We start from the raw sequence: 23,976 nt of genomic DNA on the forward strand, positions 1-23,976 counted from the left end.
GGACCGGCCGACCGGCCCGTTCCAGCTCGGTCCGCCACGCCGACGCCCGCCGCTCGGCCGCGAACGACTCCTCCGGCCCGGCCACGTGCCACACCGTGCGGTGGCCGAGGTCGAGCAGGTGCCGGACGGCCTGGCGCGCGCCGTCGACCTGGTCGGTGTCCACCACGCTGTAGCGGTCGTCGGCGTCGGAGTCCACGACGACGACCGGCACGCCCGACGGGAGGCTGACCGTGGCGGCGTCGAGCAGGTGGATCTCCATGATCACGATCACCGCGTCCACGGCCAGCTCGCCGAGACGGGTGAACGCGCCGAGCACACCGTCCCGGGTCGGCACCGCGACCGGGATCAGGGTGATCGCGTAGCCCTCTTCGGCGGCGTGGTCGACGATCGCCTCCAGCGTCCGGCTGTTGCCGACCGTGGACAGCGTGAACAGGATGACGCCGATGGTGCGGAACTGGCCGTACTTCAACGCCCGCGCCGCGCTGTTGGGCCGGTACCCCAGCTCCTTCATGGCCGCGAGCACCTGCTCGCGGGTGGAGCCGACGACGCCCGGGTGACCGTTGGACACCCGCGACACCGTCTGCGCCGACACGCCGGCGCGGCGGGCGACGTCCGCCATGGACACCCGGCGGGCACGCCCCGCGGGCGGGTCCGGTGGCACCCCGGCGGCCGACCTGGTCAGGCTCACGCTGGACAACTCCCTCCCGCGCCGAGCCTTGACGCCACGGCACCGCGCTGCCACTATAGCGCCGAAATGTTTGCGTAAACATCCCCTCCGCCGATCAGACCCTTTCGCGTCGGGATCCCGCAGGGCCGATGATGTTTGCGCAAACATCACGCACAACGGGTCGCGACGACGCGGCGGGAAGCGAGGAGCACGGTGGCACCACCTCCACCCGCCACGGCCGTGCCCGGCGTGGCGTCGCGGAGCCGGGCGCGCCGGCGGCGGTCGTGGGTCGGCTGGCGGTTCGTCGGCCCGTTCCTCGCGGTGTTCGCCCTGGTCTTCCTCGCGCCGATCGCCTACTCGATCCACCTGAGCCTCTTCCGCGACCGGCTGGTGGGCGGCAACTCGTTCGTCGGGCTCGACAACTACCGCCAGGTGCTGGCGGACCCGCTGTTCTGGGCCGCGGTCGGCCGGGTGTCGCTGTTCCTCGTCGTGCAGGTGCCGGTGATGCTGTTCCTGGCGCTCCTGGTGGCGCTGGCAATCGACAGCGGACGGCTCTACGGCCGCAACTTCTTCCGCCTGGCGGTGTTCCTGCCCTACGCCGTGCCCGCGGTGGTGGCGTCCCTCATGTGGGGCTTCATGTACGGCACGCGGTTCGGGCTCGTCGGCAACATCAACGAGGCGTTCGGCGTCACCCTGCCCGACCCGCTGTCGCCCGACCTGGTCCTCGCCTCCATCGGCAACATCGTGACGTGGGAGTTCATCGGCTACAACATGCTGATCCTCTACGCCGCGCTCCAGGTCGTGCCCCGGTCGCTGTACGAGTCGGCCGAGATCGACGGCGCGAGCCAGCTGCGGGTGGTGCTGTCGATCAAGCTGCCCGCGCTGCGCGGCGCGCTGCTGATCGCCACCATCTTCTCGATCATCGGCAGCTTCCAGCTGTTCAACGAGCCGAGCATCCTGCAGAAGCTCGCGCCGAACGCGATCACCACCTCCTTCACGCCCAACCTGTACGCCTACTCCCTGTCGTTCTCCGGTCGGCAGTTCAACAACTCGGCCACGGTGGCGATCGTCATGGGCGTGCTCACGATGGTCGTGGCCTACCTCGTGCAGTTGCGCGGCATGCGGAAGGACGGCGCACGATGACCGCACCCACCCGGACCCGAGCGAGCGGGACCCGGGTCGCCCCGCTGCGCCCGGCCTCCCGACCGCGCGCCGGCCGCCGACCCCGGCGCAGCGCGCTGCTCACCGCGCTGACCGCGCTCGTCGCCCTGTACTCGCTGGTGCCGCTGGCGTGGCTGCTGATCAACGCCACCAAGACCCAGGCGGGCCTGTTCTCGTCGTTCGGCCTGTGGTTCGGCGACGACTTCGCGTTGTGGGACAACGTCGGGCGCACGCTGACCTACGACGACGGCATCTTCCTGCGCTGGCTGTCCAACACCCTGCTCTACGTGGTGGCCGGCGCGGGCGGCGCGACGCTGCTCGCGGCCGTGGGCGGGTACGGGCTGGCGAAGTTCGACTTCCCCGGCAAGCGCGCGGTGTTCGCGGTGGTCATCGGCGCGGTGGCCGTGCCCGGCACCGCGCTCGCCGTGCCGACGTTCCTCATGTTCAGCCAAATGGGGCTGACCAACACGCCGTGGTCCATCATCATCCCCAGCCTGATCTCGCCGTTCGGGCTCTACCTGATGTGGACGTTCGCGGCCGACGCGATCCCGGACGAGCTGCTGGAGGCGGCACGCCTCGACGGCGCGGGCGAGTTCCGCATCTTCTTCCGCGTGTGCCTGCCGCTGCTCGCGCCCGGCCTGGTCACCGTGCTGCTGTTCACGTCGGTCGCGACGTGGAACAACTACTTCCTGCCGCTGATCATGCTCAAGGACCCGGACTGGTACCCGCTCACGGTGGGCCTGAACGCGTGGAACGCGCAGGCCACCACCGCGGGCGGGCAGGCCGTGTTCGACCTCGTGATCACCGGCTCGCTGCTGACCATCGTCCCGCTCATCGCGGCCTTCCTGCTGCTCCAGAGGTACTGGCAGTCCGGGCTGGCCGCGGGCGGGGTCAAGGGCTGACCCGCCCACCGCACCGCTCCCCCGTCCCGCATCGGAAAAGGTCGTCGCACCGTGATCAGACAACGCCGTCGCTCCGCGTTCACCGCACTGGCGGGCGCCCTCGCGCTCGCCCTGGCCGCCTGTGGTTCCGGCGGCTCCGACACCGACGCCCGGGAGCAGGTCTCCGCCCAGGACGTGCAGGCCGCGCTGGACGCCGGCGGCACGATCAAGGTGTGGGCCTGGGAGCCCACGCTCAAGGAGGTCGTCGCCGGGTTCCGGCAGAAGTACCCCAAGGTCAACGTCGAGCTGGTCAACGCGGGCACCGGCGACAAGCAGTACACCGCGCTGCAGAACGCGATCGCGGCCGGCTCCGGCGTGCCCGACGTCGCCCAGGTCGAGTACTACGCGCTGCCGCAGTTCGCGCTGGCCGAGTCGGTCGCGGACCTCAGGTCGTTCGACGCGGGCTCGTTCGACGGCAGGTTCACCCCCGGCCCGTGGACCTCGGTGCACGCGGGCGAGGGCATCTACGGCCTGCCGATGGACTCCGGCCCGATGGCGTTGTTCTACAACAAGGAAGTGTTCGACAAGCACAACATCGCGGTGCCGACCACGTGGGACGAGTACGTCGCCGCGGCACGCGCGCTGCACGCCGCCGACCCGAAGGTCTACATCACCAGCGACACCGGTGACGCGGGCTTCACCACCAGCATGATCTGGCAGGCGGGCGGCAAGCCGTACGAGGTCGACGGCACCAACGTCACCATCGACTTCTCCGACGAGGGCTCCCGGCGGTTCAGCACCCTGTGGCAGCAGCTCGTGACCGAGAAGCTCGTCGCGCCGGTCACCGGCTGGAGCGACCAGTGGTACCAGGGCCTCGGCGACGGCAGCATCGCCACGCTGGTGATCGGCGCGTGGATGCCCGCCAACCTCCAGTCCGGCGTCGCGGCCGGCGCGGGCAAGTGGCGCGTGGCCCCCATGCCGCAGTGGGAGAAGGGCGGCAAGGCGGTCGCGGAGAACGGCGGCAGCGCGTTGTCCATCCCGACCGCCGGCTCGAACAAGGCACTGGCCTACGCGTTCGTCAAGTACGCCACCGCCGAGGAGGGCGTGAAGACCCGGGTCGACGGCGGCGCGTTCCCCGCGACCACGGCCGAGCTGAACTCCCCGGAGTTCCTCGGCGCCGAGTTCCCCTACTTCGGCGGGCAGAAGGCCAACGAGGTGTTCGCGCAGGCCGCGAAGGACGTCGTCCCCGGCTGGTCCTACCTGCCGTTCCAGGTCTACGCCAACAGCATCTTCAACGACACCGTCGGCAAGGCGTACGTGTCCGGCACGACGCTGGCCGACGGGCTGAAGGCGTGGCAGGAGTCGTCGGCCAAGTACGGCCGGGAACAGGGCTTCACGGTCGGACCGTGACCGCCGGACCACGAGCACACAAGGGGAGCGCATGAGCGTGCTGGGCATCGCCGACGACGGCTTCACCCTCGACGGCGCGCCGTTCCGGGTGATCTCCGGCGCGTTGCACTACTTCCGCGTCCACCCGCGGCAGTGGGCGGACCGGATGCGCAAGGCGAAGTGGATGGGCCTGAACACCATCGACACCTACATCCCGTGGAACCTGCACGAACCGCAGCGGGGTGTGGTGGGCGCGGAGGCGGGGCTCGACCTGCCGCGGTTCCTGGACCTGGCGCGGGAGCACGGCCTGCACGTGCTCCTGCGCCCGGGACCGTACATCTGCGCCGAGTGGGACGGCGGCGGCCTGCCGCCGTGGCTGCTCACGGAGCCCGACATCCGCTACCGCAGCACCGACCCGCGGTTCCTGGACGCGGTCGAGTCCTACTTCGCGGCGCTGTGGCCGATGCTGGTGGACAAGCTGGCCACGCGGGGCGGCCCGGTGCTGGCCGTCCAGGTGGAGAACGAGTACGGCGCGTTCGGCGACGACACCGAGTACCTGCGCCGGTTGGCGGACATGCTGCGCCGCAACGGCGTGGACGTGCCGCTGTTCACCTGCGACCAGCCCGCCGACCTCGCCCGGGGCGCGCTGCCGGGCGTGCTGCGCACGGTCACGTTCGGCAGCCGCGTGGCGGAGTCGCTGGCCGCGTTGCGCGAGCAGCAGCCGACCGGCCCGCTGATGTGCTCGGAGTTCTGGAACGGCTGGTTCGACGACTGGGGCGGGCACCACGTCACCCGGTCCGCGGCCGACGCCGCCGCGACGCTGGACGAGGTGCTCGCCGCGGGAGCCTCGGTGAACCTCTACATGTTCCACGGCGGCACGAACTTCGGCTTCACCAGCGGCGCCAACGACAAGGGCGTGTACCGGCCGATCACCACCTCCTACGACTACGACGCGCCGCTCAGCGAGGCCGGCGACCCGACGCCCAAGTTCTTCGCGTTCCGGGACGTGATCGCCCGGCACGCGCCGGTGCCGTCGGGTCCGCCGCCGGAGGCCGGGCCGAAGCTGGCCGTGCCGGACGTGGCGCTGACCGAGAGCGCGCCCCTGCTGGACCACGTCGGCGTGCTCGGCGTGGCCAAGCCGGACGTCCGGCCGCTGACCATGGAGCAACTCGGCCAGGCGTCCGGGTTCGTGCTGTACGAGACCGCGGTGGAGCGGCCGGGCGCGGCCCTGCTGGACGTCACGGCGTTCGGCGACCGGGTGCAGGTGTTCGTCGCGGGCCGGCCGGCGGGCGTGCTGGAGCGCGAGCGGCACGAGCACGTGCTGGCGCTCACCGTGCCGTACGCGGGCGCGACGCTGGCGCTGCTGGTGGAGAACCAGGGCCGGGTCGACTACGGCCAGGGCATCCACGACCGCAAGGGCGTCACGGGGCCCGTGCTGCTGGACGGCGTGGCGGTGGAGGGCTGGACCAGCCGCGCCCTGCCGCTGGACGACCTCGCGGCCCTGCCCTTCGCGCCCGCGGCCGGGCCGGCGGTCGGCCCGGCGTTCCACCGGGGCGTGGTGCACGTCGACGCCCCGGCCGACACGTTCCTGTCGCTGGCGGGGTGGACCAAGGGCAACGCCTGGGTCAACGGCTTCCACCTCGGCCGGTACTGGTCGCGCGGGCCCCAGCACACGCTGTACGTGCCCGCTCCGGTGCTGCGGCCGGGGGCGAACGAGATCACCGTGCTCGAACTGCACGCCACGCGCCGCCCCGTGGTCGCGCTGGTGCCCCGGCCGGAGTTCCACCCGACCGAGCGCTGACCGGTCACCCCGCCTCGCCCGGTCAGGGCGGGGCGGGGTCTGCGGGTCGCCGACGTGCACAGGCACAGACGGATGGACCCTGGCGGCACCACGGACACCAAGGAGGCGGCAGCTACCCGGTCTTCCCGACCTGGAGCGCGAGCATCTTCCGACGCGGGCGGCTCACCCGTGCGGGTCCGGGATTCACCGGCGGCGGTGACCCCGGACCCGCGTTGCCGTCACCCGTACCCGCAGGTCCGCGGGCCCAATCCGACGATCGCTCGTCCAGGTCAACTTCGGGCGCGGGCCGGTCGGGGCGACCCACAATCCCCGAGGACGTGTTCCACGAAATCCTTGGAGGGTTCCATGTCGATCCGACCGAAGTCGCTGCTCACCGCGCTGGCCCTGTGCCTGGCCGCCACCGGTCTCGTGACCGGCGCGGCGCAGGCGCGCACCACGCAGGCCGTCGACCTGCCGGGGCTCGTGGCGCAGGCGAAGGAACGCGCGGCCTGGGAGCATCCCGGCGCGGACTTCTTCGGGGCGGATGCGGAGTTCGACTCGCCGATCTGGGAGCCGCGCGGGGTGGAGCGCTGGGCGCTCAACTTCTTCCCCGCCCGGGAGGAGGACGACGAGAGGCGGACCGGGTTCAGCTACGTCTACACCGTCGACGGCGAGTTCATCGGGGAACGGGAGTGGGCGTGGCGCTTCGGCATCCAGGTGGTCGAGGAGTTCGCCCTGGACCAGTTCCAGGCGCTCGACATCCTGCGGGATGCCGGCTACCGCGGGCCGTTCACCCAGCTCTACCTCGCGCAGCCCCTGGTGCCGAGGTCGCAGCCGACGTACTACTTCTGCTTCTCGCACGAGGTCGCGGGCGTGGGCGCGCACTCGCACCAGGTCTTCCGCGACCTGCTCTCCTGCTGACCCCGCCTGCGCCCGGCGCCGGCACTCCCGACGCCGGGCGCAGCCGCGTGACCTGGTGGACGCGACCGCGCGCGATGTCCCGACGACCGTTCCAGGAGCGCCCGGCCGACCACGAGATCAGGACCGCGACCGGGTGCCGGCCTTCGCCCGCCAGCGCTGACGAGCCCCGGGGCGGGTGGCGGCCACCCGGGAGTGGCCGCCACCCGCGTCACGGGATCAGAGCGCCCGCTCCAGGTGCTCCGACATCAGCCGGACGAAGCGGGCCGGGTCGGGCAGGTCGCCGCCCTCGGCGAGCAGCGCCATGCCGTGGATCAGCTCGGCCGACTCGGCGAGCGACGCGTCGTCGCCGCCGCGCTGCGCGAACGCCTCCCGCAGGCCCGAGACCAGCGCGTGGTCGGGGTTCAGCTCCAGGATCCGCTTGACCGGCGGCAGCTCCTGGCCCATCGCCCGGTACATCTTCTCCAGGGTCGGGGTCAGGTCGTGCGCGTCGCCGACCACGCACGCGGCCGACGTGGTCAAACGCGAGGACAGCCGCACCTCCTTGACCTTGTCGGCCAGGGTCTTGGTCATCCACCCGAGGAAGTCGGCGAAGTCCTTCTGCCGCTCCTCCGCCTTCGCCTTCTCCTCGTCGGTCTCCAGGTCGACCTGCCCCTTGGCGATCGACTGGAAGGTCTTGTCCTTGAACCCGGGCACCGCGTCGACCCACATCTCGTCGATCGGGTCGGTGAGGATCAGCACCTCGAAGCCCTTGGCCCGCAGTGCCTCCAGGTGCGGCGAGTTCTCCACCGTGGCCCGCGAGTCGCCGGTCATGTAGTAGATGTGCTGCTGGTCGTCCTTCATCCGCTCGACGTACTCGGCGAGCGTGGTCGGCTTCTCGGCGTCGGCCGTGGAGGCGAACGAGGCGATCTCCAGGATGGCGTCGCGGTTGTCGGGGTCGCTGAGCAGGCCCTCCTTGACCGCGCCGCCGAACTCGCGCCAGAACGTCGCGTACGACTCCGGCTTCTCGCTCATCAGGCCCTTGACCGTGGACAGCACCTTCTTCACCAGCCGGCGGCGCACGAGCTGGATCTGGCGGTCGTGCTGGAGCAGTTCGCGGGACACGTTGAGCGAGAGGTCCTGGGCGTCCACGACGCCCTTGACGAACCGGAGGTACTCCGGCATCAGCTCCTCGCAGTCGTCCATGATGAAGACGCGCTTGACGTAGAGCTGCACGCCCCGCTTGCGCTCCCGCATGAACAGGTCCAGCGGCGCCTGCGAGGGGATGAACAGCAGCGCCTGGTACTCGAAGACGCCCTCGCCGTGCATGCGGATCGTCTCGAGCGGCTTGTTCCAGTCGTGGCTGACGTGCCGGTAGAACTCGGCGTACTCGTCCTCGGTGACCTCGCTCGCGGGCCGCGCCCACAGCGCCTTGCGCGAGTTGATCGTGGTCGGCTCCGCGCCGTCCTCCTTGGCCATCCTGATGGGCCAGGTGATGAAGTCGGCGTAGCGCTTGACGATCTCGGTGATCTTGGCGGTCGACGTGTAGTCGGCCAGGTGGTCCTCGGGGTCGGCCGGCTTGAGGTGCAGGGTGACGGCCGTGCCCTGCGGCGCGTCGGCGACGTCCTCGATCGTGTAGGTGCCCTCGCCGGCCGACTCCCACCGGACGCCCTCCGCCGACCGGGGGTGCTTGGTCACCAGGGTGACCTTGTCGGCGACCATGAACGAGGAGTAGAAGCCGATGCCGAACTGGCCGATGAGGTCCTGCGAGGCGGCGGCGTCCTGGGACTCCTTGAGCTTCTGCAGGAACTCGGCGGTGCCGGACTTCGCGATCGTGCCGATCAGGCCGACCACGTCGTCGCGGGTCATGCCGATGCCGTTGTCCCGGATCGTGAGCGTGCGTGCCTCGCGGTCGACCTCGATGGCGATGTGGAGGTCGGAGGTGTCCGCGACCAGGTCCTTGTCGCGGAACGTCTCCAGCCTGAGCTTGTCCAGCGCGTCCGAGGCGTTGGACACCAGTTCGCGCAGGAACGTGTCCTTGTTCGAGTAGACCGAGTGGATCATCAGCCGCAGGAGCTGACGCGCCTCCGACTGGAACTCGAGCGTTTCCACGTTCGTCCTTTCTTGTCCGAGCGTTGCCGACCTCCGCCGACCCGTCATCGTATCCAGTCGCCGGACCGGCGGGGGCGGCCGGCGAAATGCGGTCGATCACGACGTCGGCGGTCTCCGTCGCCCTCACCGGCTCCGCGGCCGGTGAGGGGTCATGCGCACGCCGTACCCGCGCACGACCCACCTGCCGTGGTCGGCCCGCGCGACGGCGGACGACCTGCGGGTTGCCGAGGTGGGCGGGTCGCGGGGCCGCGAGGGTGGCGGACCTGCGGGGAGGACTTCTACGCACGTCACTCGATCGAGTACACCGGGTGGGGTTCTCCGGCTTCTCCCCGCGGGACCGGGACCGCGCGGCCCCGGCTCCGCGCCGTTCGGCGGGGTGGGCGGTGCTCGCGGCGTTCGAGGCGGCGGGCTCGTCGGACGTCCGCGCCCGGTCGGGGCGGCCGCCGTCCGGTCCCTGCCGCCGTGCTCGCCGATGTGGTTGCCTCGTGGGGGAGCGGGCTGTGCGGGGTCGAGGTCGTCCGGGTGGGCAACGGCGACGTGCCGAACTCGCGCTGACGCCGCGGAGGCCGAGCGGAAGCGGGGTTGCGGTGGAGTTCCAGGACGTGGTGCGGCGCCGGCGGATGGTGCGCCGGTTCACCGACGAGCCGGTGTCCGACGAGAGCGTGCGGCGGATCATGCGCAACGCGCTGCGCGGTCCGTCGGCCGGGTACTCGCAGGGGCAGGCGTTCCTCGTGCTGCGCGGCGAGGAGCGGGCGCGGTTCTACGACTCGGTGCGCCTGTGGACCGTGGAATCGGTCAGGACCGCGCCGGTGCTCGTCGTCGCGTTCGCGGTGAAGGACGCGTACCTCGACCGGTACGCCGAGCCGGACAAGGGGTGGACCGACCGCAGCGAATCGCGCTGGCCGGTGCCGTTCTGGTACGTCGACACCGGCATGGCCGTGCTGCTGGCCCTGCAGACCGCCGTGGACGAGGGGCTGGGCGCGGTGTACTTCGGCATCGGCGCGGACGACTTCGACCGCCTCCGGGAGGAGTTCGGCGTGCCCGCCGACCACGTGCCGATCGGCGCGATCGCGATCGGGCACGGCGACGAGGACGAGATCGCGGAGGGCGCGTCGCCGCGGACCCGGAAGCGCCGGCCGTTCGAGAAGGCCGTGCGCTTCGGGCACTGGTGACGGGTCAGTCGACCTTGGCCCCGTACACGCGCTCGACCGCGATCGTCACCAGCACGCGGCGGTCCGACACCATGGCCGCCCGGTACTCGTCCCAGTCCGGGTGCTCGCCCGCGGCCTTGCGGTAGTAGTCGACCAGCGCCTCGACCTCGGGGCCGTGCGGGTCGTCGCCGGGGCCGACGATGGTCGCCGTGCCCTCGGCCGTGGCCCACTCCCAGCCGTTGGCGCTGGTCACCTCCAGCGCGACGCGCGGGTCGCGGCGGAGGTTGGCCACCTTGGCGGTGCCGGCGGAGGTGGACACCCGGATCACGCCGTCCTCCCGGTCGTAGGCCGGCGTGACCGGGGTCAGCTGCGGGCGTCCGTCGGCCTTGATCGTCGCCAGCACCCCGAGGCGGCTGTCCGCGAGCAGGGCGTGGGGGTCGAAGCGGTTGTCCGTCATGCCCCCACCAACCGCCGGCGACCGATCCCCTATTCCAGCCCGCCGCCACACGTTGGGGTGATCTTGTGCACGGGGTGCGCCGGGCCAGGTTCACCCGTTCCGACTACGGGGTCGCCATTAGCATGACGAACCGTGCGCGCCGTATTCCCGGGCTCCTTCGACCCGGCCACGCAGGGCCACCTCGACGTGGCGCGCCGGGTCGCCGGCATGTTCGACGAAGTCGTCCTGTGCGTCCTGACCAATCCGGCGAAGTCCGGGAGGCTGCCGCTCGCCGAACGGCTGGCCCTGCTGGAGGACCTGACCCGCGACCTGGACAACGTCACGGTCGACTCCAGCCCCGGCCGGCTGCTCGTGGACTACTGCCGCGGCGCCGGGATCGACGTGATCGTGCGCGGCCTGCGCACCCCGGCCGACCTCGGGCACGAGTTGCCGATGGCGCAGATGAACCGGCACCTGAGCGGCATCGAGACCCTGCTGGTCCCGACCAGCCCCGAGCAGGCATACCTCTCCTCCACCGTCGTCGCGACGACGGGACGGCGGTAACGCGGTCCCGGTGCCGGGAGCCGGCGTCGTCCGCGAAGCGGTCGGTGCCCACCAGGTGCGGAAACCGGCGGAGCCGCCCGGACCCGTTGTCCCGATGGCGGCTCCCGGGTGCGGTGGGTTCACCGCACGGCGGGACGTCCGCGCGGCTCGGGAGGCAGGAGCGGGGCACGGTCACGGAGCAGGCGCATCGCCCGGCCGCGCAGGTCCGCCACGACTCCCGCCCTTTCGCTCCGCCGTGCCGCGATCATCCGCCCGCCACGCGGGCGGGCGCAACGCGATCGTCGACAGCGAAACCGCCACCGTGGCCGTCAGCGCCAGCATCACCGCCGGCGCCAACGCCGCCCAGGGGGCGCGTTCCAGGTAGGGCAGGGACTCGGCCAGCGCCAGTCCCCACTCCGGGCTCGGCGGCGGGGCGCCCAGGCCCAGGAAACCCAGCGACGCCAACGCCAACGCGATCCCCGGCAGCCGCACGACCGCGTGCCGGGCGACCGGTCCCGCGACGGCCGGGAGGACGTGCCTGGTCCACGTCCACCACGGCGGGGCGCCGAGGGCGCGCAGGGCGGTGACGTGCGTGGCCGCGCGGTTCTCCCGCACCAGGGCCGCGGCATGGGCGGCGAGCGGTGGCCAGGACACCAGGGCCACCGCGAGGGACGCGCCCGCCGCGCCGGGTCCGGCGGTCGCCGCGACGAGGATGCCCGCGATCACCGGCGGCACGGCGTTGGCGGTCTCGGCCGCGCCCTCGGCCAGGCCCGGCAGGAAGCCGACGACCAGCGCCACCCCGAACGAGCACGCGCACACCAGCACCGTCACGGTGAGCGTGGCCGCCGCGCCGTGCCCGAGTCGGGCCAGCACGTCACGGCCCACCGCGTCGGTGCCCAACGGGTGCGCCCAGCCCGGCGGGGCGAGGCGTGCGGCCGGGTCGACCCGCAACGGGTCGCCCAGCAGGCCCCAGCCGACGACGACCGCCGGCACGAGAGCGCTCACCGCGACCACCACGCGATGCGCCCGGCCCGCCCGCACCGGCACGGGCGGCGGCGCCGGCAGGGCCGCCGCCCGCAGCGCCGGTCCGAGCATCCGCCGCCGGACGAGGTCCACCAGCACCCCGCCCGCCGACCCGAGCAACACGAGGGCGAGCACGGACCCCTGCAACAGCGGCAGGTCCTGCGCCTCGGCCGCGCCCAACGCGGTGCGGCCCAGGCCGGGCACCGCGAACACCACCTCCACCGCGACCGCTCCCCCGGTCAGCCCGACGGCGACCAGCCCGAGCTGGGGCAGCACGGCGGGCAGCGCACGACGTGCCGCGGCCCGTGCCACGACACCGGGCGGGCACCCCCACGACCGCCACAGCACGACCCACCGCTCCTCGAACACGGCGGGCGCCGCGTCGGCCACCAGCCGGCTCAGGATCCCGCCCGCCGGCAGGCCCAGCGCCAGCGCGGGCAGCACCAGGTGCCGCGGCTCCTGCCAGCCGAACGGCGGCAGCCAACCCAGCCACACCGACACCACCACGAGCAGCACCGCCGCCACCAGGAACTCCGGCAGCGCCGCGAGCACGGCCGACGCGGCCCCCGTGCCCGCGCGTCCCGTTCCCCGGGCACCGCGCACGAAGGCCGACGCCGACAACGCGCCCGCCACCACCACGGCGACCGCCAACGCCGCACCCATCAGCGACAACGACACGCCCGCCGCCGCGAGCACCGACGGCAGCACCTCGGCGCCGCCGACCCACGACCGGCCGAGGTCGCCGCGCAGCACGCCGCCCAGCCAGTCGCCGAACAACGCCACCGGACCGGCGTCGAGCCCCAGCTCCCGGCGCACCGCGGCCAACGCCTCGGCCGTGGGCTCCTGCTCGGCGGAACGCGCCCGCAGCACCGACAGGGCCGGGTCGCGCCCGGACGACCACGGCAGCAGCCCGACCACCGCGACGACCGCGGCGAGCCCGACGACACGGGCGACGAGCGCGGTCACCGCAGGCGGGTCGCGGACGTGACCAGCGTCCGCTCGCGCGGGTCCTTGGCCGAGTCGACCACCGACGTCGCGTCGCCCTGGATCACGCGTTCGTGCAGCATCGGGATCGCCGCGTCGGTCCGCAGCACCGCCGCCTCCGCCGCCAGGATCGCGGCCCGCCGCGCGTCGCCCGCCTCGGTGGCGGCGGCGGTCCGCACGGCCGCGTCCACGTCGCCGTCGCACAGCCGCGCGATGTTGAAGGAGCCGTCGCAGGTGAAGTCGGACCGCAGGTACGCCACGGGGTCGCCCGAGTCGAGCACGGTCGCCCGGGACAGGATGAACGCGTCGAACTCCCCCGCCAGCGCGTCCTCCTCGATGTGGGCGTACTCGCGCACGACCTGCGTCACGGTGAACCCGGCGTCCTGCAACTGCTGTTGCAGCACGGAGGCCACCTCGGGCAGCTCGGCGCGGTCGGAGAAGGTGGCCAGGGTGATCGCGGCGCCGTTCGGGTGGGTGGCGGCGGTGCGGCCGGTGAGCGGCGCGCGTCCGGCGGCGGCCCACGGCAGGGCCGGGCCGAGCAGCCCTTCGGCGACGTCGGCGCGGCCTTCGTACACGCCGCGGACGAGCTGCCCGGCGTCGACGGCCTCCCGCGCCGCGGCGCGCAACCCCGGATCCCGGAACGGTCCCGTCTTCGTGTTCAGGTACAGCGTGTTGGTGCGGGGCATCGGCACCTCGGTGATCGTCGCGGGGTCGAGCAGCGCGGCCTGCGACACCGGCACGGCCTCCGCGATGTGCGCCGCGCCGGCCCGGATCGCGGCGGCGCGGGCGGCGCCGTCCGGCACGAACGAGCGGCGCCGTCCGGCACGAACGAGCGGCGCCGTCCGGCACGAACGAGACGTCGATGCCCGCGGCGTTGGCCTTCGGGCCCCAGTAGCCGTCGTACCGGTCGAGCGTGGCGGTCGTCGTCCCGTTCACCGCCACCAGTTCGAACGGGCCGGTGCCCGTGCCGACCGGGTCGACCCGCCCGTCGGGGAGGTAGGCGCTCTCGGCGAGGATCGCCAGTTGCGGCGAGGACAGGCGGTGCGGGACCAGCGGGTCGGGCTCCCCGGTGGTGACGACCACGGTGTCGCCCCTCGCTTCGGCGGTCAGCTCCACGCCGTCGAGGATGCGGGGCTTGGGCACGGCGGCGGTGGCGCGGGTGAGGGTGTTGGCGACGGCGGCGGCGGTCAGCGCGGTGCCGTCGTGGAAGGTCACGCCGGGCCGGACGGTGAACTCCCAGGAGCGGTCGGAGACCCGCCGCCACGCGGTGGCCAGGCCGGGCCGGGCGTTGCCGTCCGCGTCGAGGGTGACCAGTGCTTCGGCGGTGGACCAGCGGGAGAGCTTGAACGCGTCGTCGCTGAACGGGGTCAGGCCGGACCGCGGCGGTTGCAGCATCGCGAGCTTGATCCGGCCGTCGTCGGCGGGTTCCGCGGTGGAGCACCCGGACAGCAGCAGGGCGCAGGCGGCGGCGAGCAGGGTGAGGCGGTGGCGCACGGGTCGTCCCAGCGTCGGGCGGACAGGGCCCGGCGAACCTAGCAACATGATTATCGTTCTCAATAGTGGTGTGTGGGCAGCGCCACGCGGGCCGGCCGGTACGCTCCGGCGGTCACCCGACCGCCAACAGCCACCACGGGGTACTTCGCCGACCGGGAGTTCGCCGAACCCCGGGCGGGCAACGCGCGGTTCAGCGAGTCGGCCTTCTCCGGCGTCGAGTTCACCGCCCCCGCCCACCACGACGGCCCGGCCGACGACAACGGTCACGACCACCACGACCACCAGGCGGACGTACGCGTCCAGTTCGGACCTGCCCGACGGCGGACCCGTCCCGATCACCGGCCTCGGGACGTTCCACGAGGTGCCGGGGTCGTCGCCGGGCGTCGGGACGGGCGTCGTGCCCACCTACGCGGTGGAGGTGGAGGACGGGGTCGTCCACGACGAGCCGGGGTTCGCCGCGTTCGTGCAGGAGACCCTGTCCGACCCGCGCGGGTGGACGGCGCGCGGCGACGTGGCGTTCCGCCGGGTGACCGGGCCGGCGACCCCGCGCATCAGGCTCACGTCGCAGGACACCGCCCGCGCGGTGTGCGGCTACCGGATCCCGGTGGACGTGTCGTGCCGCGACGGCGGGCTGGTGCACCTCAGCGCGGCGCGGTGGGTGCGCGGCGCGGTCGCGTTCGACGGCGACCTGGAGTCCTACCGGCGGTACGTGGTCAACCACGAGGTGGGCCACGCGCTGGGCGAGGGCCACCGGCCCTGCCCGGAGCACGGCGCGCTCGCCCCGGTGATGATGCAGCAGACGTTCGGCACGGCGAACGACGAGGTGGCCGCGATCACCGAGGGCGTGCCGCAGGACGTCGCGATCCCGTCGGACGGCAAGGTGTGCCGCCCGAACGGGTGGCCGTTCCCGTGACCCGGCCTACGACGCGCAGAACTCGTTGCCCTCGGGGTCGCGCATGACCCACCAGTGCCCGGCGGGCCCCTGGTCGACCTCGCGCACGCGGGTCGCGCCCAACCCCTCCAGCCTGGCCACCAGCGCCTCCAGCCCGCCCGGCTCGCTGTGCACGTCGATGTGCAGCCGGTTCTTGACCGACTTGCCCTCGGGCACGTCCTGGAACAGGATCCGCCGGCCGCGCCCCACGCCGCTGGTCGGGTCGAACGGGTCGTCGGGGTGGCGGATCCCGGCGAACCCGCGGAACGTCCTGCGGCCGCCGTGCTCGACCACCGCGTCCTCGCCGAGGTGCCCGGCGGCGAGCAGTTGCCCGACGAGCACGCTCGGGTCCTCCACCTCGTACTCCAGCGCGGCGGCCCAGAAGTCCGCGAGCACGGGCGCGTTCGCGCTGTCCACGACCAGCTTCCAACTCAATGCCATGTAACTGGTTATAGTGGTTACACGGGCTCGGGTGCAAACCGGCGCGGCCGCCGGGTCAGGCTCGCGCCTTGGGCGTCGCGCGCATGCTGAAGTGCAGGTACGGCGTGCCGTCGGGCAGCTCGTAGAACACCACGGGCACCCACGGCTCGTGCTCGTTGCGCCGCGCGGCGAACAGCCCGTCGTCCACCGGCACCAGCTCCGCGGTGGTCACCGCGTTGATCGCGGCCAGCTCGCCGATGCTCTCGCCGCGCAGGTGCAGCACGCCGTCCCGCTCGACCACCCGCACGTCGTAGCCCTCCCGCCGGTAGTTGCCGACGTGCGGGGCGATGTCGACCACGGGCGGCTCGGCCGGCGGCTCGAACCGCGGCACCGAGACGCCCGCGTGCTCGGTCAGCAACTCCGTGAACAGCCGCTGGTACACCTCGGCCGGCACGCCGCCGTTGGTGAGCAGCACGGCCGCCACGCCCGCCTCGGGCACGACCCGCAGGTACGCCTTCTGCCCCACCGTCGCGCCGTCGTGGCCGATGACCCGGCCGCCGGGCCAGTCGTAGACGACCCAGCCCAGGCCCCACCGCGTGCAGTCGGCGCGGCTCGTGGGCAGTTCCACCCACGGCCGCGCCATCTCGGCCACCAGCGCGGGGTCCAGGATGACGGTGCCGTCCGGCGCGCGACCGCGGTCGAGGTGCAGGCGGGCGAAGCGGAGGACGTCGGCCGCGGTCGCGTTGATCGTCCCGGCCGGCCCCGCGGACCGCGACAGCCCCCACACCGGCGCGGGCACCGGCTCCTCGCCGGGGTCGCCGAGGTGGCCCAGGGCCGAGCGGAACATCAGCACGTCCTCGGGCAGCGTCACGGTGTGGTGCGCGCCCAGCGGGTCGAGCAGCCGCTTGCGCAGCGCGACGTCCCAGATGTCGCCGGTCAGCACCTCGATGATCCGGCCGAGCACGGTGAAACCGCTGTTGCTGTAGGACATCGTGACGCCGGGCGGGTGGTTCTGGCCCAGCCGGGCGCACGCCGCGACGTAGGCGGCCACGCAGTCGTCGCCGCGCCCGGTGTCGTGGAAGAAGTCGCCGTCGATGCCGCTGGTGTGCGACAGCAGTTGGCGGGTCGTGACCGTCTTGGTCGCCACGGCGTCGGCCACGGCGAACCCGGGCAGCACCGAGATCACCGGGGCGTCCAGGTCGAGCAGCCCCTCGGCGACCAGCTGCATGATGATGGTGGCGGTGTAGAGCTTGGTGATCGAGCCGATCTGGAACAGCGAGTCCGGGGTGGCCTCGACGCCGGTGCCGCGGTGCAGCACCCCCGTCGCGCACTCGTGGATCTCCCCGTCCACCAGGACCGCCAGTGACGCGCCCGGCACCCGGTGCGCCTCGCACAGCTCCGCCAACCGCCGCTGCCAATGTCCGATGTCCATCGCCCGCACCCCCCGCATGGCGTGAATCCGACCGCAAAAAGCCTTCAGGTTGACCACGTTACCCAGATCACTGATCTATGGGAGTGGTTTCTCCTCGGTCCAGGTGTAGTCGGGGATCCGGTAGTCGCGGCACCGCGCGAGGAGGCGGTCGAAGTCATCGTCCACGAGCAGCATTTCCCGGTACGGCGGTTTGAGGAACCCTTCCGCGACCATGTGGTCGACCATCCTGACCAAGTGCGTGAAGTACCCGTCGACGTTCAGCATTCCAACCGGTTTGGCGTGCAGCCCGAGCTGGGCCCAAGTCCACACCTCGAACATCTCCTCCAGGGTGCCCGCGCCGCCCGGGAGGGTGATGAACACGTCCGCCAGCTCGGCCATCAACGCCTTGCGCTCGTGCATCGACCCCACGACGTGCAACCGGGTGAGGCCGGTGTGCGCGACCTCCCACTCGACCAGGCTGCGCGGGATCACCCCGATCACCGTCCCGCCCGCCGCCAGCGCGCCGTCGGCCAGCGCGCCCATGGTGCCGATCCGGCCGCCGCCGTACACCACCTCGACGCCCTGCCCGGCCAGCGCCGCGCCGACCCGGCGGGCAACATCGACGTGCCGCACCCGCCCGCTGGAAGATCCGCAGAACACGCACACCCGCATGCGGACACGGTAGGCGAAGCACCGGGGAGGATGACGCCGTGGACGAGGACCTGCGCGCCAAGTGGGACCGGTACGCGCCCCGGTACGACCGGGACATCCGGCCGGCCGAACGGCTCTGGCTGGCGGGCGGTCGGGAGTGGGTCTGCGCACGGGCGGAAGGCGACGTGCTGGAGGTCGCCATCGGCACCGGGTTGAACCTGCCGCACTACCCGCCCGGCGTCCGCCTGACGGGCCTGGACCTCAGCCCGGCGATGCTCGACCGGGCCCGCGCCCGCGCGGCCGACCTCGGCCTGGACGTGACCCTGTGCGAGGGCGACGCCCAGGCGCTGCCGTTCGGCGACGCCGTCTTCGACGCGGTGGTGTGCTCGCTGGGGCTGTGCGGCGTCCCGGACGACCGCGCCGCCATCGCCGAGGCGCACCGCGTCCTGCGCCCCGGCGGGCGGCTGCTGCTCCTGGACCACGTCGGCAGCGACCGCCGGCCGGTGCTGTTCCTCCAACGCCTGCTGGAGAAGCTGACCCTGCCGCTGATCGGTGACCACCAGACCCGCCGACCCCTCCCGCTGGTGGAGGCGGCGGGCTTCACCGTGCGCCGCGGCGAACGCCTCAAGCTCGGCACCGTCGAACGCCTGGAGGCGGTCAAGCCGGCGGATCCGCGCCCCGACCCCGCGCCGCCGTTGACGCCGATCACCTGACCGGAGACATGCCCCGCCTCCGGCGAGGTCGGGAACGCCACCGCCGCCGCCACGTCGGCGGGCCTGCCGGCGCGCCCGTTGGCGGGGTTGCCGACCAGCTCGCGCCGCCGCTCCTCGGGCAGCGGCGCGCCGAAGAACTCCGTCTCCTCCGTGACGCCCGGCGACAGGACGTCGACCGTGATGCCCCGGCCGCGGGACGGCGGCGGGCCAGGTCGCCGCCCGCGTTGTTCACCAGCACGACTTGTTCGGGCGACTCGGCCGACGCCGCCGCCACGGCCGCCGGGTCCGCCGCGTCGAACGCGACCGCCCGCGCGCCGGCCTCCGCCGCGGCGGCCGGTGATCACCACGTCCGGGCCGCGCTTCACCAATTCGGCGGTCACCGCCTTGCCGATCCCCGTCCCGCCACCGGTCACGACCGCTGTTCTCGTCATGCGACGGTCATATCAGCCCGGATTCCCCGGGGCGATCCGCTCCTCGACCCGAGGATTCGCGGAAATGTTCACACTCGTGAAGCGGAAGTCACACGATCGCTGCTCAAATTCAGCCGAAGGTGGAGTCGGCCGACCGCCGACGCCATTCCCGAACTACCTTCCGACGAAAACCCCGTGCCTGGTGGAGGTGTTCGTCGTGCAGGTCAACCCGTGGCTGGTCCTCGCGGCGAGGGCGAGGTGACGCGGCAGGGGGCAGGCGGTCCCGGACATCACGGGCCCGATGGCCGGGCCAACGCCTCTACCTCGTCATGGACAACTCCCCGCCCACCGTGGCCCCGACGTCCGAGGCCGGGCCGCCCGACGCCGGCGCGATGTTCCCACCGACCTCCAGCTCCCGGCCGAACCGGACCGACGCCGAGTTCACCGCCCTGCGCTGCACAGCGATGCCCCAGGGCGGGCTCAACAGCTGAGGGAAACGGAAGGTGACTGGCCGACCAGGCGGATGGCCGGCGGGTAGTAGCCGGGTGGCGCGGTGAAGATGACGTCGGCCACACCGATGTAGCTACCGGCGGCGCACGGCGCCGAGGCGGGGGCGGAGAGGCTGGCGACGTTGGCCTGGACTCGTGCGCCGGTGCCGACGACGGTCGTCCCGCCCCGGAACAAGCCCGTGACCACGTCGATGCTCCCGACCGCGTAGTCGCACACCCCACGGCCCACCACGTTGATCGTGCCGGGGACGTGCGAGGAGTTGTGCGGGTAGTCGCTGATCGCGTTGCACGTGATCACCGGCGGGCCGCTCGTGCCGGCGGCCTCCCCCTGTCGGGAATCCAGTCTGCGCAGGACGACCGCCGATTCCGGGACCGCCTGCGTTGCCGACGCCTGCTGTAGTCGAGGTCGTTCGGCGGTGGCGGACGACGCGGTGGCCACACCGGACGAGGCCATCAGCGCGGCGGTCGCGGCTACCGCCATGACGACGGACGACCAAGCCGTGGCGCGGATTCGCATGGACATCTCACCTTTCCCGTCAATGGCAATGGAACGAGTCGCTCATTGCAGACAGGACGTTAGAGTTCACGTCTGGACGGACTCTGGACGGACTCTGGATGTCGATTGGACGGTGCCGGGAATCTTGATCGAGCTGCAGAAGTCGGACGAGACCGTGCAGGTCCGGGCGATCAGGCGGATCCGTCGCCGGGCCGATCAGGGGTCAACGTTCCGAGGTGCGGCATTGGACGACCAGCTCGCCCGACACCGGCACGAGCGGCGCGCGGCGGTTGTCCACGACCGCGAGGGACGGTCGCGGACCGCCGCGCCACTGCCCGCCCGCCAGCGGCAGCGTCGCCACGCCCGGCACGGGACCGCGGGTCCAGTCGAGCACGCCGGCCACCGTCGCCAACCGGGTCCGCGACAGCACCTCGGTGACCGGGGTGGACGCGTCCGCCTCGCCGAGCGCGTGCACCGCGACCTCGAACAGGGCGTGCGCGAGCCCGAGCGGTTGCAGCCACACCGACCCGGTGGCGTCCTCGTAGGCGCGGGCGAGGTCGCGCGGCGTCCGCCCGCCGCGGCCGACGTGCTCGTGCTCCGGCGTCCACGAGACGATCGTGGCGACCCGCGCCAGCCCGTGCCGGGCCACGCCGAACGGGTAGGTCAGCCACCGCGAGCACGTCACCAGCCGGGGCCGTCGCGCCCGCACCACCTCGGCCAGGTCGGCGGCGGTCGCGGCGCTCGTCACCACCTCCACGTCGCCGACGGCGGGCACGACGCCGCTCGACTCCCGGTACGGCAGGTCGACCAGGCGGTGCCCGCGCGCGGTGGCGACGGGCGCGAACCACCGCCGCAGCGCGCCGCCCTGCGGGCCGTCGTTCCACACGCACCCGACGGTCCGCGCCGCGCCCAGCCGCTCCCACAGGTCCGCGAACACCGACGCGATGTCGTCCACGCCCCAGCAGAAGTGGAACGCCGTCCCCGGCCACCGCCGGGTGTGGTGGAACACCTGCCAGGGCAGCGTCGTGGACACGCACGGCACCTCGCGCTCGGCGCAGGCGTCCACGACGGCGGGCAACGTCGTCGTGCCGCCCAGCGTCACCACGACCCGCGCGCCGGCCCCGACCGCGGACCGGACCGCCGCCCGCGCGCCCGCCGGCGTCGAGCCGGTGTCGCGCAGCAGCACCTCGACGGGCCACGGCCGGGCCGTGGCGACGAACTCCAGGGGCACGCCGAGCGGCGACAGGCGCCCGGTCCGCGCCAGGACGACCCCGATCTTCGGAAGCGGCACGCCGGGCAACCTAGCGAGACGGCCCGTTCCACGATCGGGCGATCCCCGACCGGGTCAGCCGCTTTTCGACGCGCCTTCGTCGAACACGTTCGACGGATTTGTCGAATGGCAGCCGGGTCGCACGTCGAATGATTTCGACCCGGAACCCGAATTCCGCATCCGCCGACCGCGCCGCGCTGTCGATTCCAGTCGAAACTCTTGCGTCACCCATCCGTTACCGCCAACATCATGGCGAGGCAGCGCCGGAACACGCCGCCGCGCCCGGTCTCCCGTCGCGGCGCGCCGGTGTGCCGGGCGGCGACCGGCGCATTCGAGTGCACACCGCGCCCGGCCACGACGTCCGCGCACGTTCGGTTCCCACCCCTCCCGCTGCCGCACGCGATTACGAGGAGCGTCATGGCCGATATGCGCGACAAGCTGAGAAAAATCCGTTGGCGGGTTGGCCTGCTGGCCACCGGAATGGCCTCGCTGCTCGCCGGCATGGGTGTTGTCGCGGTCACCGACGCCCAGGCGGCGGCGGGCTGCCGGGTGGCGTACTCGGTCCCCAGCCAGTGGCAGGGCGGGTTCAGCGGCAACGTCACCATCACCAACCTGGGTGACCCGATCGCCGGGTGGCGCCTCACGTGGGCGTTCCCGGCCGGGCAGACCGTGACCCAGGCGTGGAACGCCACCGTCACGTCGTCGGGCGGCCAGGTCACCGCGACCAACGTCGGCTACAACGCCAACATCCCCACCAACGGCACGGTGTCGTTCGGCTTCAACGGCTCGTGGTCGGGCTCGAACCCGGCCCCGACGTCGTTCGCGCTCAACGGTGTCAACTGCACCGGCGACACGACGACCACGACCACCACGACGACCACCACCACGACCACCACGACCGGCAACCCGCCGACCGGTGACGCCATGGCGCGGGTCGCGGAGATGCAGCCCGGCTGGAACCTCGGCAACTCGCTCGACGCCACCGGCAGCGACGAGACCTCGTGGGGCAACCCGCGCATCACCGAGGCGTTGCTGGACAACGTCCGGGCGCAGGGCTTCAAGAGCATCCGCATCCCGGTCACGTGGAGCGCGCACCAGGGCGGCGCGCCGGGCTACACCATCGAGGCGGCCTACCTCGCGCGGGTGAAGGAGGTCGTGAACTGGGCGTTGGCCGACGGCTTCTACGTCATGGTCAACATCCACCACGACTCGTGGCAGTGGATCAACGCCATGCCGACCGACCGGACGAACGTGCTGGCCCGGTACAACGCGGCGTGGACGCAGATCGCGGCCGCGTTCCGGGACGCCTCGCCGAAGCTGATGCTGGAGAGCGTCAACGAGCCGCAGTTCGCCAACAGCTCGGGTGACGCCCAGAACGCGCAGCTGCTGGACGAGCTGAACAAGTCGTTCCACCGGATCGTGCGCGCCTCGGGCGGCAACAACGCCACCCGCCTGCTCGTGCTGCCCACCCTGCACACGTCGTCGGAGCAGGCGCGGGTGGACGAGCTGGTCGCCACCTTCACCGCGCTGAACGACCCGAACCTGATCGCGACGTTCCACTTCTACGGCTACTGGCCGTTCAGCGTGAACGTGGCGGGCGGGACGAAGTTCGACGCCACCGTGCAGAAGGACCTGACCGACTCGTTCGACCGCATGCACAACGCGTTCGTGGCCCGCGGCATCCCGGTGATCCTCGGCGAGTACGGCCTGCTGGGCTTCGACCGGCACACGGGCACCATCCAGCAGGGCGAGAAGCTGAAGTTCTTCGAGTTCCTCGGCTACTACGCCCGCACCAAGAAGATCACCACGATGCTGTGGGACAACGGCCAGCACTTCGGCCGCACGTCGTTCCAGTGGAGCGACCCGGAGCTGTGGGCGCAGATCAAGTCGAGCTGGACGACCCGGTCCGGCACGGCGTCGTCGGACCAGGTGTTCAGCGCCAAGGCGTCGGCGGTCACCGACAAGACGCTGACGCTCAACCTGAACGGCACCACGTTCTCCGGCCTGCGCCAGGGCTCGACGGACCTGGTGCGCGGCACGGACTACACGGTCAGCGGCGACCAGTTGACCATCAAGGCGTCGCTGATCACCCGGTTGAGCGGGTCGCGGGCGTACGGGACGAACGCCACCCTGCACGCCCGGTTCTCGGCGGGCGTGCCGTGGCGGATCAACCTGGTCACCTACGACACGCCGGTGCTGTCGAACGCGACCGGCACGACCGGCGCGTTCGCCATCCCGACCCAGTTCCGCGGCGACCAGCTCGCCACCATGGAGGCCAGGTACGCCGACGGCACCAACGCCGGGCCGCACAACTGGACCTCGTTCAAGGAGTTCGACGTGACCTTCGCGCCGAACTACACCGCGAACACGACCGTGCTGAAGCCCGAGTTCTTCGCCGAGGTCAACGACGGCGCGCGGGTGACCTTGACGTTCCACTACTGGAGCGGCGCGAAGCTCACCTACTACGTCACCAAGTCCGGCACGTCGGTCACCGGCTCCACCTCCTGACCGGTCGCGCCACGGCGCCGGGGGGCCCCCCCCCCCCTGGGACCCCCCCCCCCCCCCGCCGCCGTGCGTTTGGGTTTTTTGGGTAAACGCCGGGATGGCGCGGTGACAATTACCTCCCGCACCAGTACCTCCCGCGCCA

Annotated in this window: 21 protein-coding genes and 2 pseudogenes; 11 read left to right on the forward strand and 12 right to left on the reverse strand. The window is 72.5% G+C overall.

Features of this window, described 5'->3' with window-relative positions; genetic code table 11:
- Positions 1–688, reverse strand: a 688-nt coding sequence (locus tag ACFXGA_RS23065; RefSeq protein WP_378090903.1) for a LacI family DNA-binding transcriptional regulator, incomplete at its 3' end; no start/stop codon positions are given.
- A gap of 192 nt (positions 689–880) precedes the next feature.
- Between ACFXGA_RS23065 and ACFXGA_RS23070 the strand changes: the two genes are divergently transcribed.
- The 5 genes from ACFXGA_RS23070 (at position 881) to ACFXGA_RS23090 (ending at position 6,799) form a co-directional block, all read left to right on the forward strand.
- Positions 881–1,810 carry a carbohydrate ABC transporter permease gene (locus tag ACFXGA_RS23070; RefSeq protein ID WP_378090904.1) on the forward strand — a complete coding sequence of 310 codons (930 nt, stop codon included), beginning with the start codon at positions 881–883 and terminating at the stop codon, positions 1,808–1,810.
- On the forward strand, positions 1,807–2,730 hold the full coding sequence (locus tag ACFXGA_RS23075; protein ID WP_378090905.1) for a carbohydrate ABC transporter permease: 924 nt from the start codon (positions 1,807–1,809) through the stop codon (positions 2,728–2,730). Before ACFXGA_RS23070 ends, ACFXGA_RS23075 begins: the two co-directional genes overlap by 4 nt.
- 51 nt (positions 2,731–2,781) lie before the next feature.
- Complete coding sequence (locus ACFXGA_RS23080) at positions 2,782–4,119, forward strand: ABC transporter substrate-binding protein (protein WP_378090906.1); 1,338 nt, start codon at positions 2,782–2,784, stop codon at positions 4,117–4,119.
- Positions 4,120–4,150: 31 nt separating this feature from the next.
- Positions 4,151–5,899: a beta-galactosidase gene (locus ACFXGA_RS23085; RefSeq protein ID WP_378090907.1), complete on the forward strand. Its 1,749-nt coding sequence runs from the start codon at positions 4,151–4,153 to the stop codon at positions 5,897–5,899.
- 345 nt (positions 5,900–6,244) lie between these two features.
- The gene (locus ACFXGA_RS23090) at positions 6,245–6,799 is read left to right on the forward strand and encodes a hypothetical protein (RefSeq protein ID WP_378090908.1); all 555 of its coding nucleotides are present in this window, start codon (positions 6,245–6,247) and stop codon (positions 6,797–6,799) included.
- 216 nt (positions 6,800–7,015) lie between these two features.
- On the opposite strand, the gene htpG is transcribed toward ACFXGA_RS23090, so the two are convergent.
- Positions 7,016–8,935 carry a molecular chaperone HtpG gene (gene htpG / locus ACFXGA_RS23095; protein ID WP_378090909.1) on the reverse strand — a complete coding sequence of 640 codons (1,920 nt, stop codon included), beginning with the start codon at positions 8,933–8,935 and terminating at the stop codon, positions 7,016–7,018.
- A gap of 539 nt (positions 8,936–9,474) precedes the next feature.
- On the opposite strand from htpG, the gene ACFXGA_RS23100 reads away from it, so the two are divergent.
- Entirely contained in the window at positions 9,475–10,059 is a 585-nt protein-coding gene (locus ACFXGA_RS23100; protein WP_378090910.1) for a nitroreductase family protein, read from the forward strand.
- A gap of 4 nt (positions 10,060–10,063) precedes the next feature.
- Here the strand turns inward: ACFXGA_RS23100 and ACFXGA_RS23105 are convergent, their stop codons facing one another.
- Positions 10,064–10,495, reverse strand: a complete 432-nt coding sequence (locus tag ACFXGA_RS23105; protein WP_378090911.1) for a PPOX class F420-dependent oxidoreductase — start codon at positions 10,493–10,495, stop codon at positions 10,064–10,066.
- Between the two features lie 132 nt (positions 10,496–10,627).
- Between ACFXGA_RS23105 and coaD the strand changes: the two genes are divergently transcribed.
- The gene (gene coaD / locus ACFXGA_RS23110) at positions 10,628–11,038 is read left to right on the forward strand and encodes a pantetheine-phosphate adenylyltransferase (RefSeq protein ID WP_378090912.1); all 411 of its coding nucleotides are present in this window, start codon (positions 10,628–10,630) and stop codon (positions 11,036–11,038) included.
- A gap of 171 nt (positions 11,039–11,209) precedes the next feature.
- On the opposite strand, the gene ACFXGA_RS23115 is transcribed toward coaD, so the two are convergent.
- From ACFXGA_RS23115 to ACFXGA_RS23125, 3 genes and pseudogenes are all read right to left on the reverse strand, one after another.
- A complete protein-coding gene (locus ACFXGA_RS23115; protein WP_378090958.1) occupies positions 11,210–13,006 on the reverse strand; it encodes an ABC transporter permease subunit in 1,797 nt (598 codons plus the stop codon).
- Positions 13,003–13,827, reverse strand: coding sequence for an ABC transporter substrate-binding protein (locus ACFXGA_RS23120; RefSeq protein ID WP_378090913.1), 825 nt, complete (start codon positions 13,825–13,827; stop codon positions 13,003–13,005). Before ACFXGA_RS23120 ends, ACFXGA_RS23115 begins: the two co-directional genes overlap by 4 nt.
- An 85-nt stretch (positions 13,828–13,912) precedes the next feature.
- Positions 13,913–14,566: pseudogene (locus tag ACFXGA_RS23125) on the reverse strand (ABC transporter substrate-binding protein); the annotation flags it as partial.
- On the opposite strand from ACFXGA_RS23125, the gene ACFXGA_RS23130 reads away from it, so the two are divergent.
- A complete protein-coding gene (locus tag ACFXGA_RS23130; protein WP_378090914.1) occupies positions 14,565–15,431 on the forward strand; it encodes a DUF3152 domain-containing protein in 867 nt (288 codons plus the stop codon). The pseudogene ACFXGA_RS23125 and the gene ACFXGA_RS23130 sit on opposite strands and share 2 nt — an antisense overlap.
- 6 nt (positions 15,432–15,437) lie before the next feature.
- Here ACFXGA_RS23130 and ACFXGA_RS23135 read toward each other — a convergent pair whose 3' ends face one another.
- The 3 genes from ACFXGA_RS23135 to ACFXGA_RS23145 all read right to left on the reverse strand — a co-directional run bounded on the left by ACFXGA_RS23135 (position 15,438) and on the right by ACFXGA_RS23145 (position 17,952).
- Positions 15,438–15,890, reverse strand: a complete 453-nt coding sequence (locus ACFXGA_RS23135) for a VOC family protein (RefSeq protein WP_378090915.1) — start codon at positions 15,888–15,890, stop codon at positions 15,438–15,440.
- 55 nt (positions 15,891–15,945) lie between these two features.
- Positions 15,946–17,301, reverse strand: coding sequence for a serine hydrolase domain-containing protein (locus ACFXGA_RS23140; RefSeq protein ID WP_378090916.1), 1,356 nt, complete (start codon positions 17,299–17,301; stop codon positions 15,946–15,948).
- A 75-nt stretch (positions 17,302–17,376) separates the two neighbouring features.
- Complete coding sequence (locus ACFXGA_RS23145; protein ID WP_378090917.1) at positions 17,377–17,952, reverse strand: TIGR00730 family Rossman fold protein; 576 nt, start codon at positions 17,950–17,952, stop codon at positions 17,377–17,379.
- Between the two features lie 38 nt (positions 17,953–17,990).
- Here ACFXGA_RS23145 and ACFXGA_RS23150 point away from each other — a divergent pair, with 38 nt between their 5' ends.
- Positions 17,991–18,644: a class I SAM-dependent methyltransferase gene (locus ACFXGA_RS23150; RefSeq protein ID WP_378090918.1), complete on the forward strand. Its 654-nt coding sequence runs from the start codon at positions 17,991–17,993 to the stop codon at positions 18,642–18,644.
- Here the strand turns inward: ACFXGA_RS23150 and ACFXGA_RS23155 are convergent.
- A pseudogene (locus ACFXGA_RS23155) lies at positions 18,605–19,075 on the reverse strand (SDR family oxidoreductase); the annotation flags it as partial. The gene ACFXGA_RS23150 and the pseudogene ACFXGA_RS23155 sit on opposite strands and share 40 nt — an antisense overlap.
- 308 nt (positions 19,076–19,383) lie before the next feature.
- On the opposite strand from ACFXGA_RS23155, the gene ACFXGA_RS23160 reads away from it, so the two are divergent.
- Positions 19,384–19,545: a hypothetical protein gene (locus ACFXGA_RS23160; protein ID WP_378090919.1), complete on the forward strand. Its 162-nt coding sequence runs from the start codon at positions 19,384–19,386 to the stop codon at positions 19,543–19,545.
- On the opposite strand, the gene ACFXGA_RS23165 is transcribed toward ACFXGA_RS23160, so the two are convergent.
- Together ACFXGA_RS23165 and ACFXGA_RS23170 are read right to left on the reverse strand one after the other, a co-directional pair.
- Complete coding sequence (locus ACFXGA_RS23165) at positions 19,535–20,086, reverse strand: hypothetical protein (RefSeq protein WP_378090920.1); 552 nt, start codon at positions 20,084–20,086, stop codon at positions 19,535–19,537. The genes ACFXGA_RS23160 and ACFXGA_RS23165 overlap by 11 nt on opposite strands.
- Positions 20,087–20,282: 196 nt before the next feature.
- On the reverse strand, positions 20,283–21,350 hold the full coding sequence (locus ACFXGA_RS23170) for an ABC transporter substrate-binding protein (protein ID WP_378090921.1): 1,068 nt from the start codon (positions 21,348–21,350) through the stop codon (positions 20,283–20,285).
- 396 nt (positions 21,351–21,746) lie between these two features.
- On the opposite strand from ACFXGA_RS23170, the gene ACFXGA_RS23175 reads away from it, so the two are divergent.
- Complete coding sequence (locus ACFXGA_RS23175) at positions 21,747–23,837, forward strand: cellulase family glycosylhydrolase (protein ID WP_378090923.1); 2,091 nt, start codon at positions 21,747–21,749, stop codon at positions 23,835–23,837.
- The last annotated feature ends 139 nt before the right edge of the window (positions 23,838–23,976 follow it).

Source organism: Actinosynnema sp. NPDC059335 (genome assembly GCF_042752395.1).
Classification (GTDB): domain Bacteria; phylum Actinomycetota; class Actinomycetes; order Mycobacteriales; family Pseudonocardiaceae; genus Actinosynnema.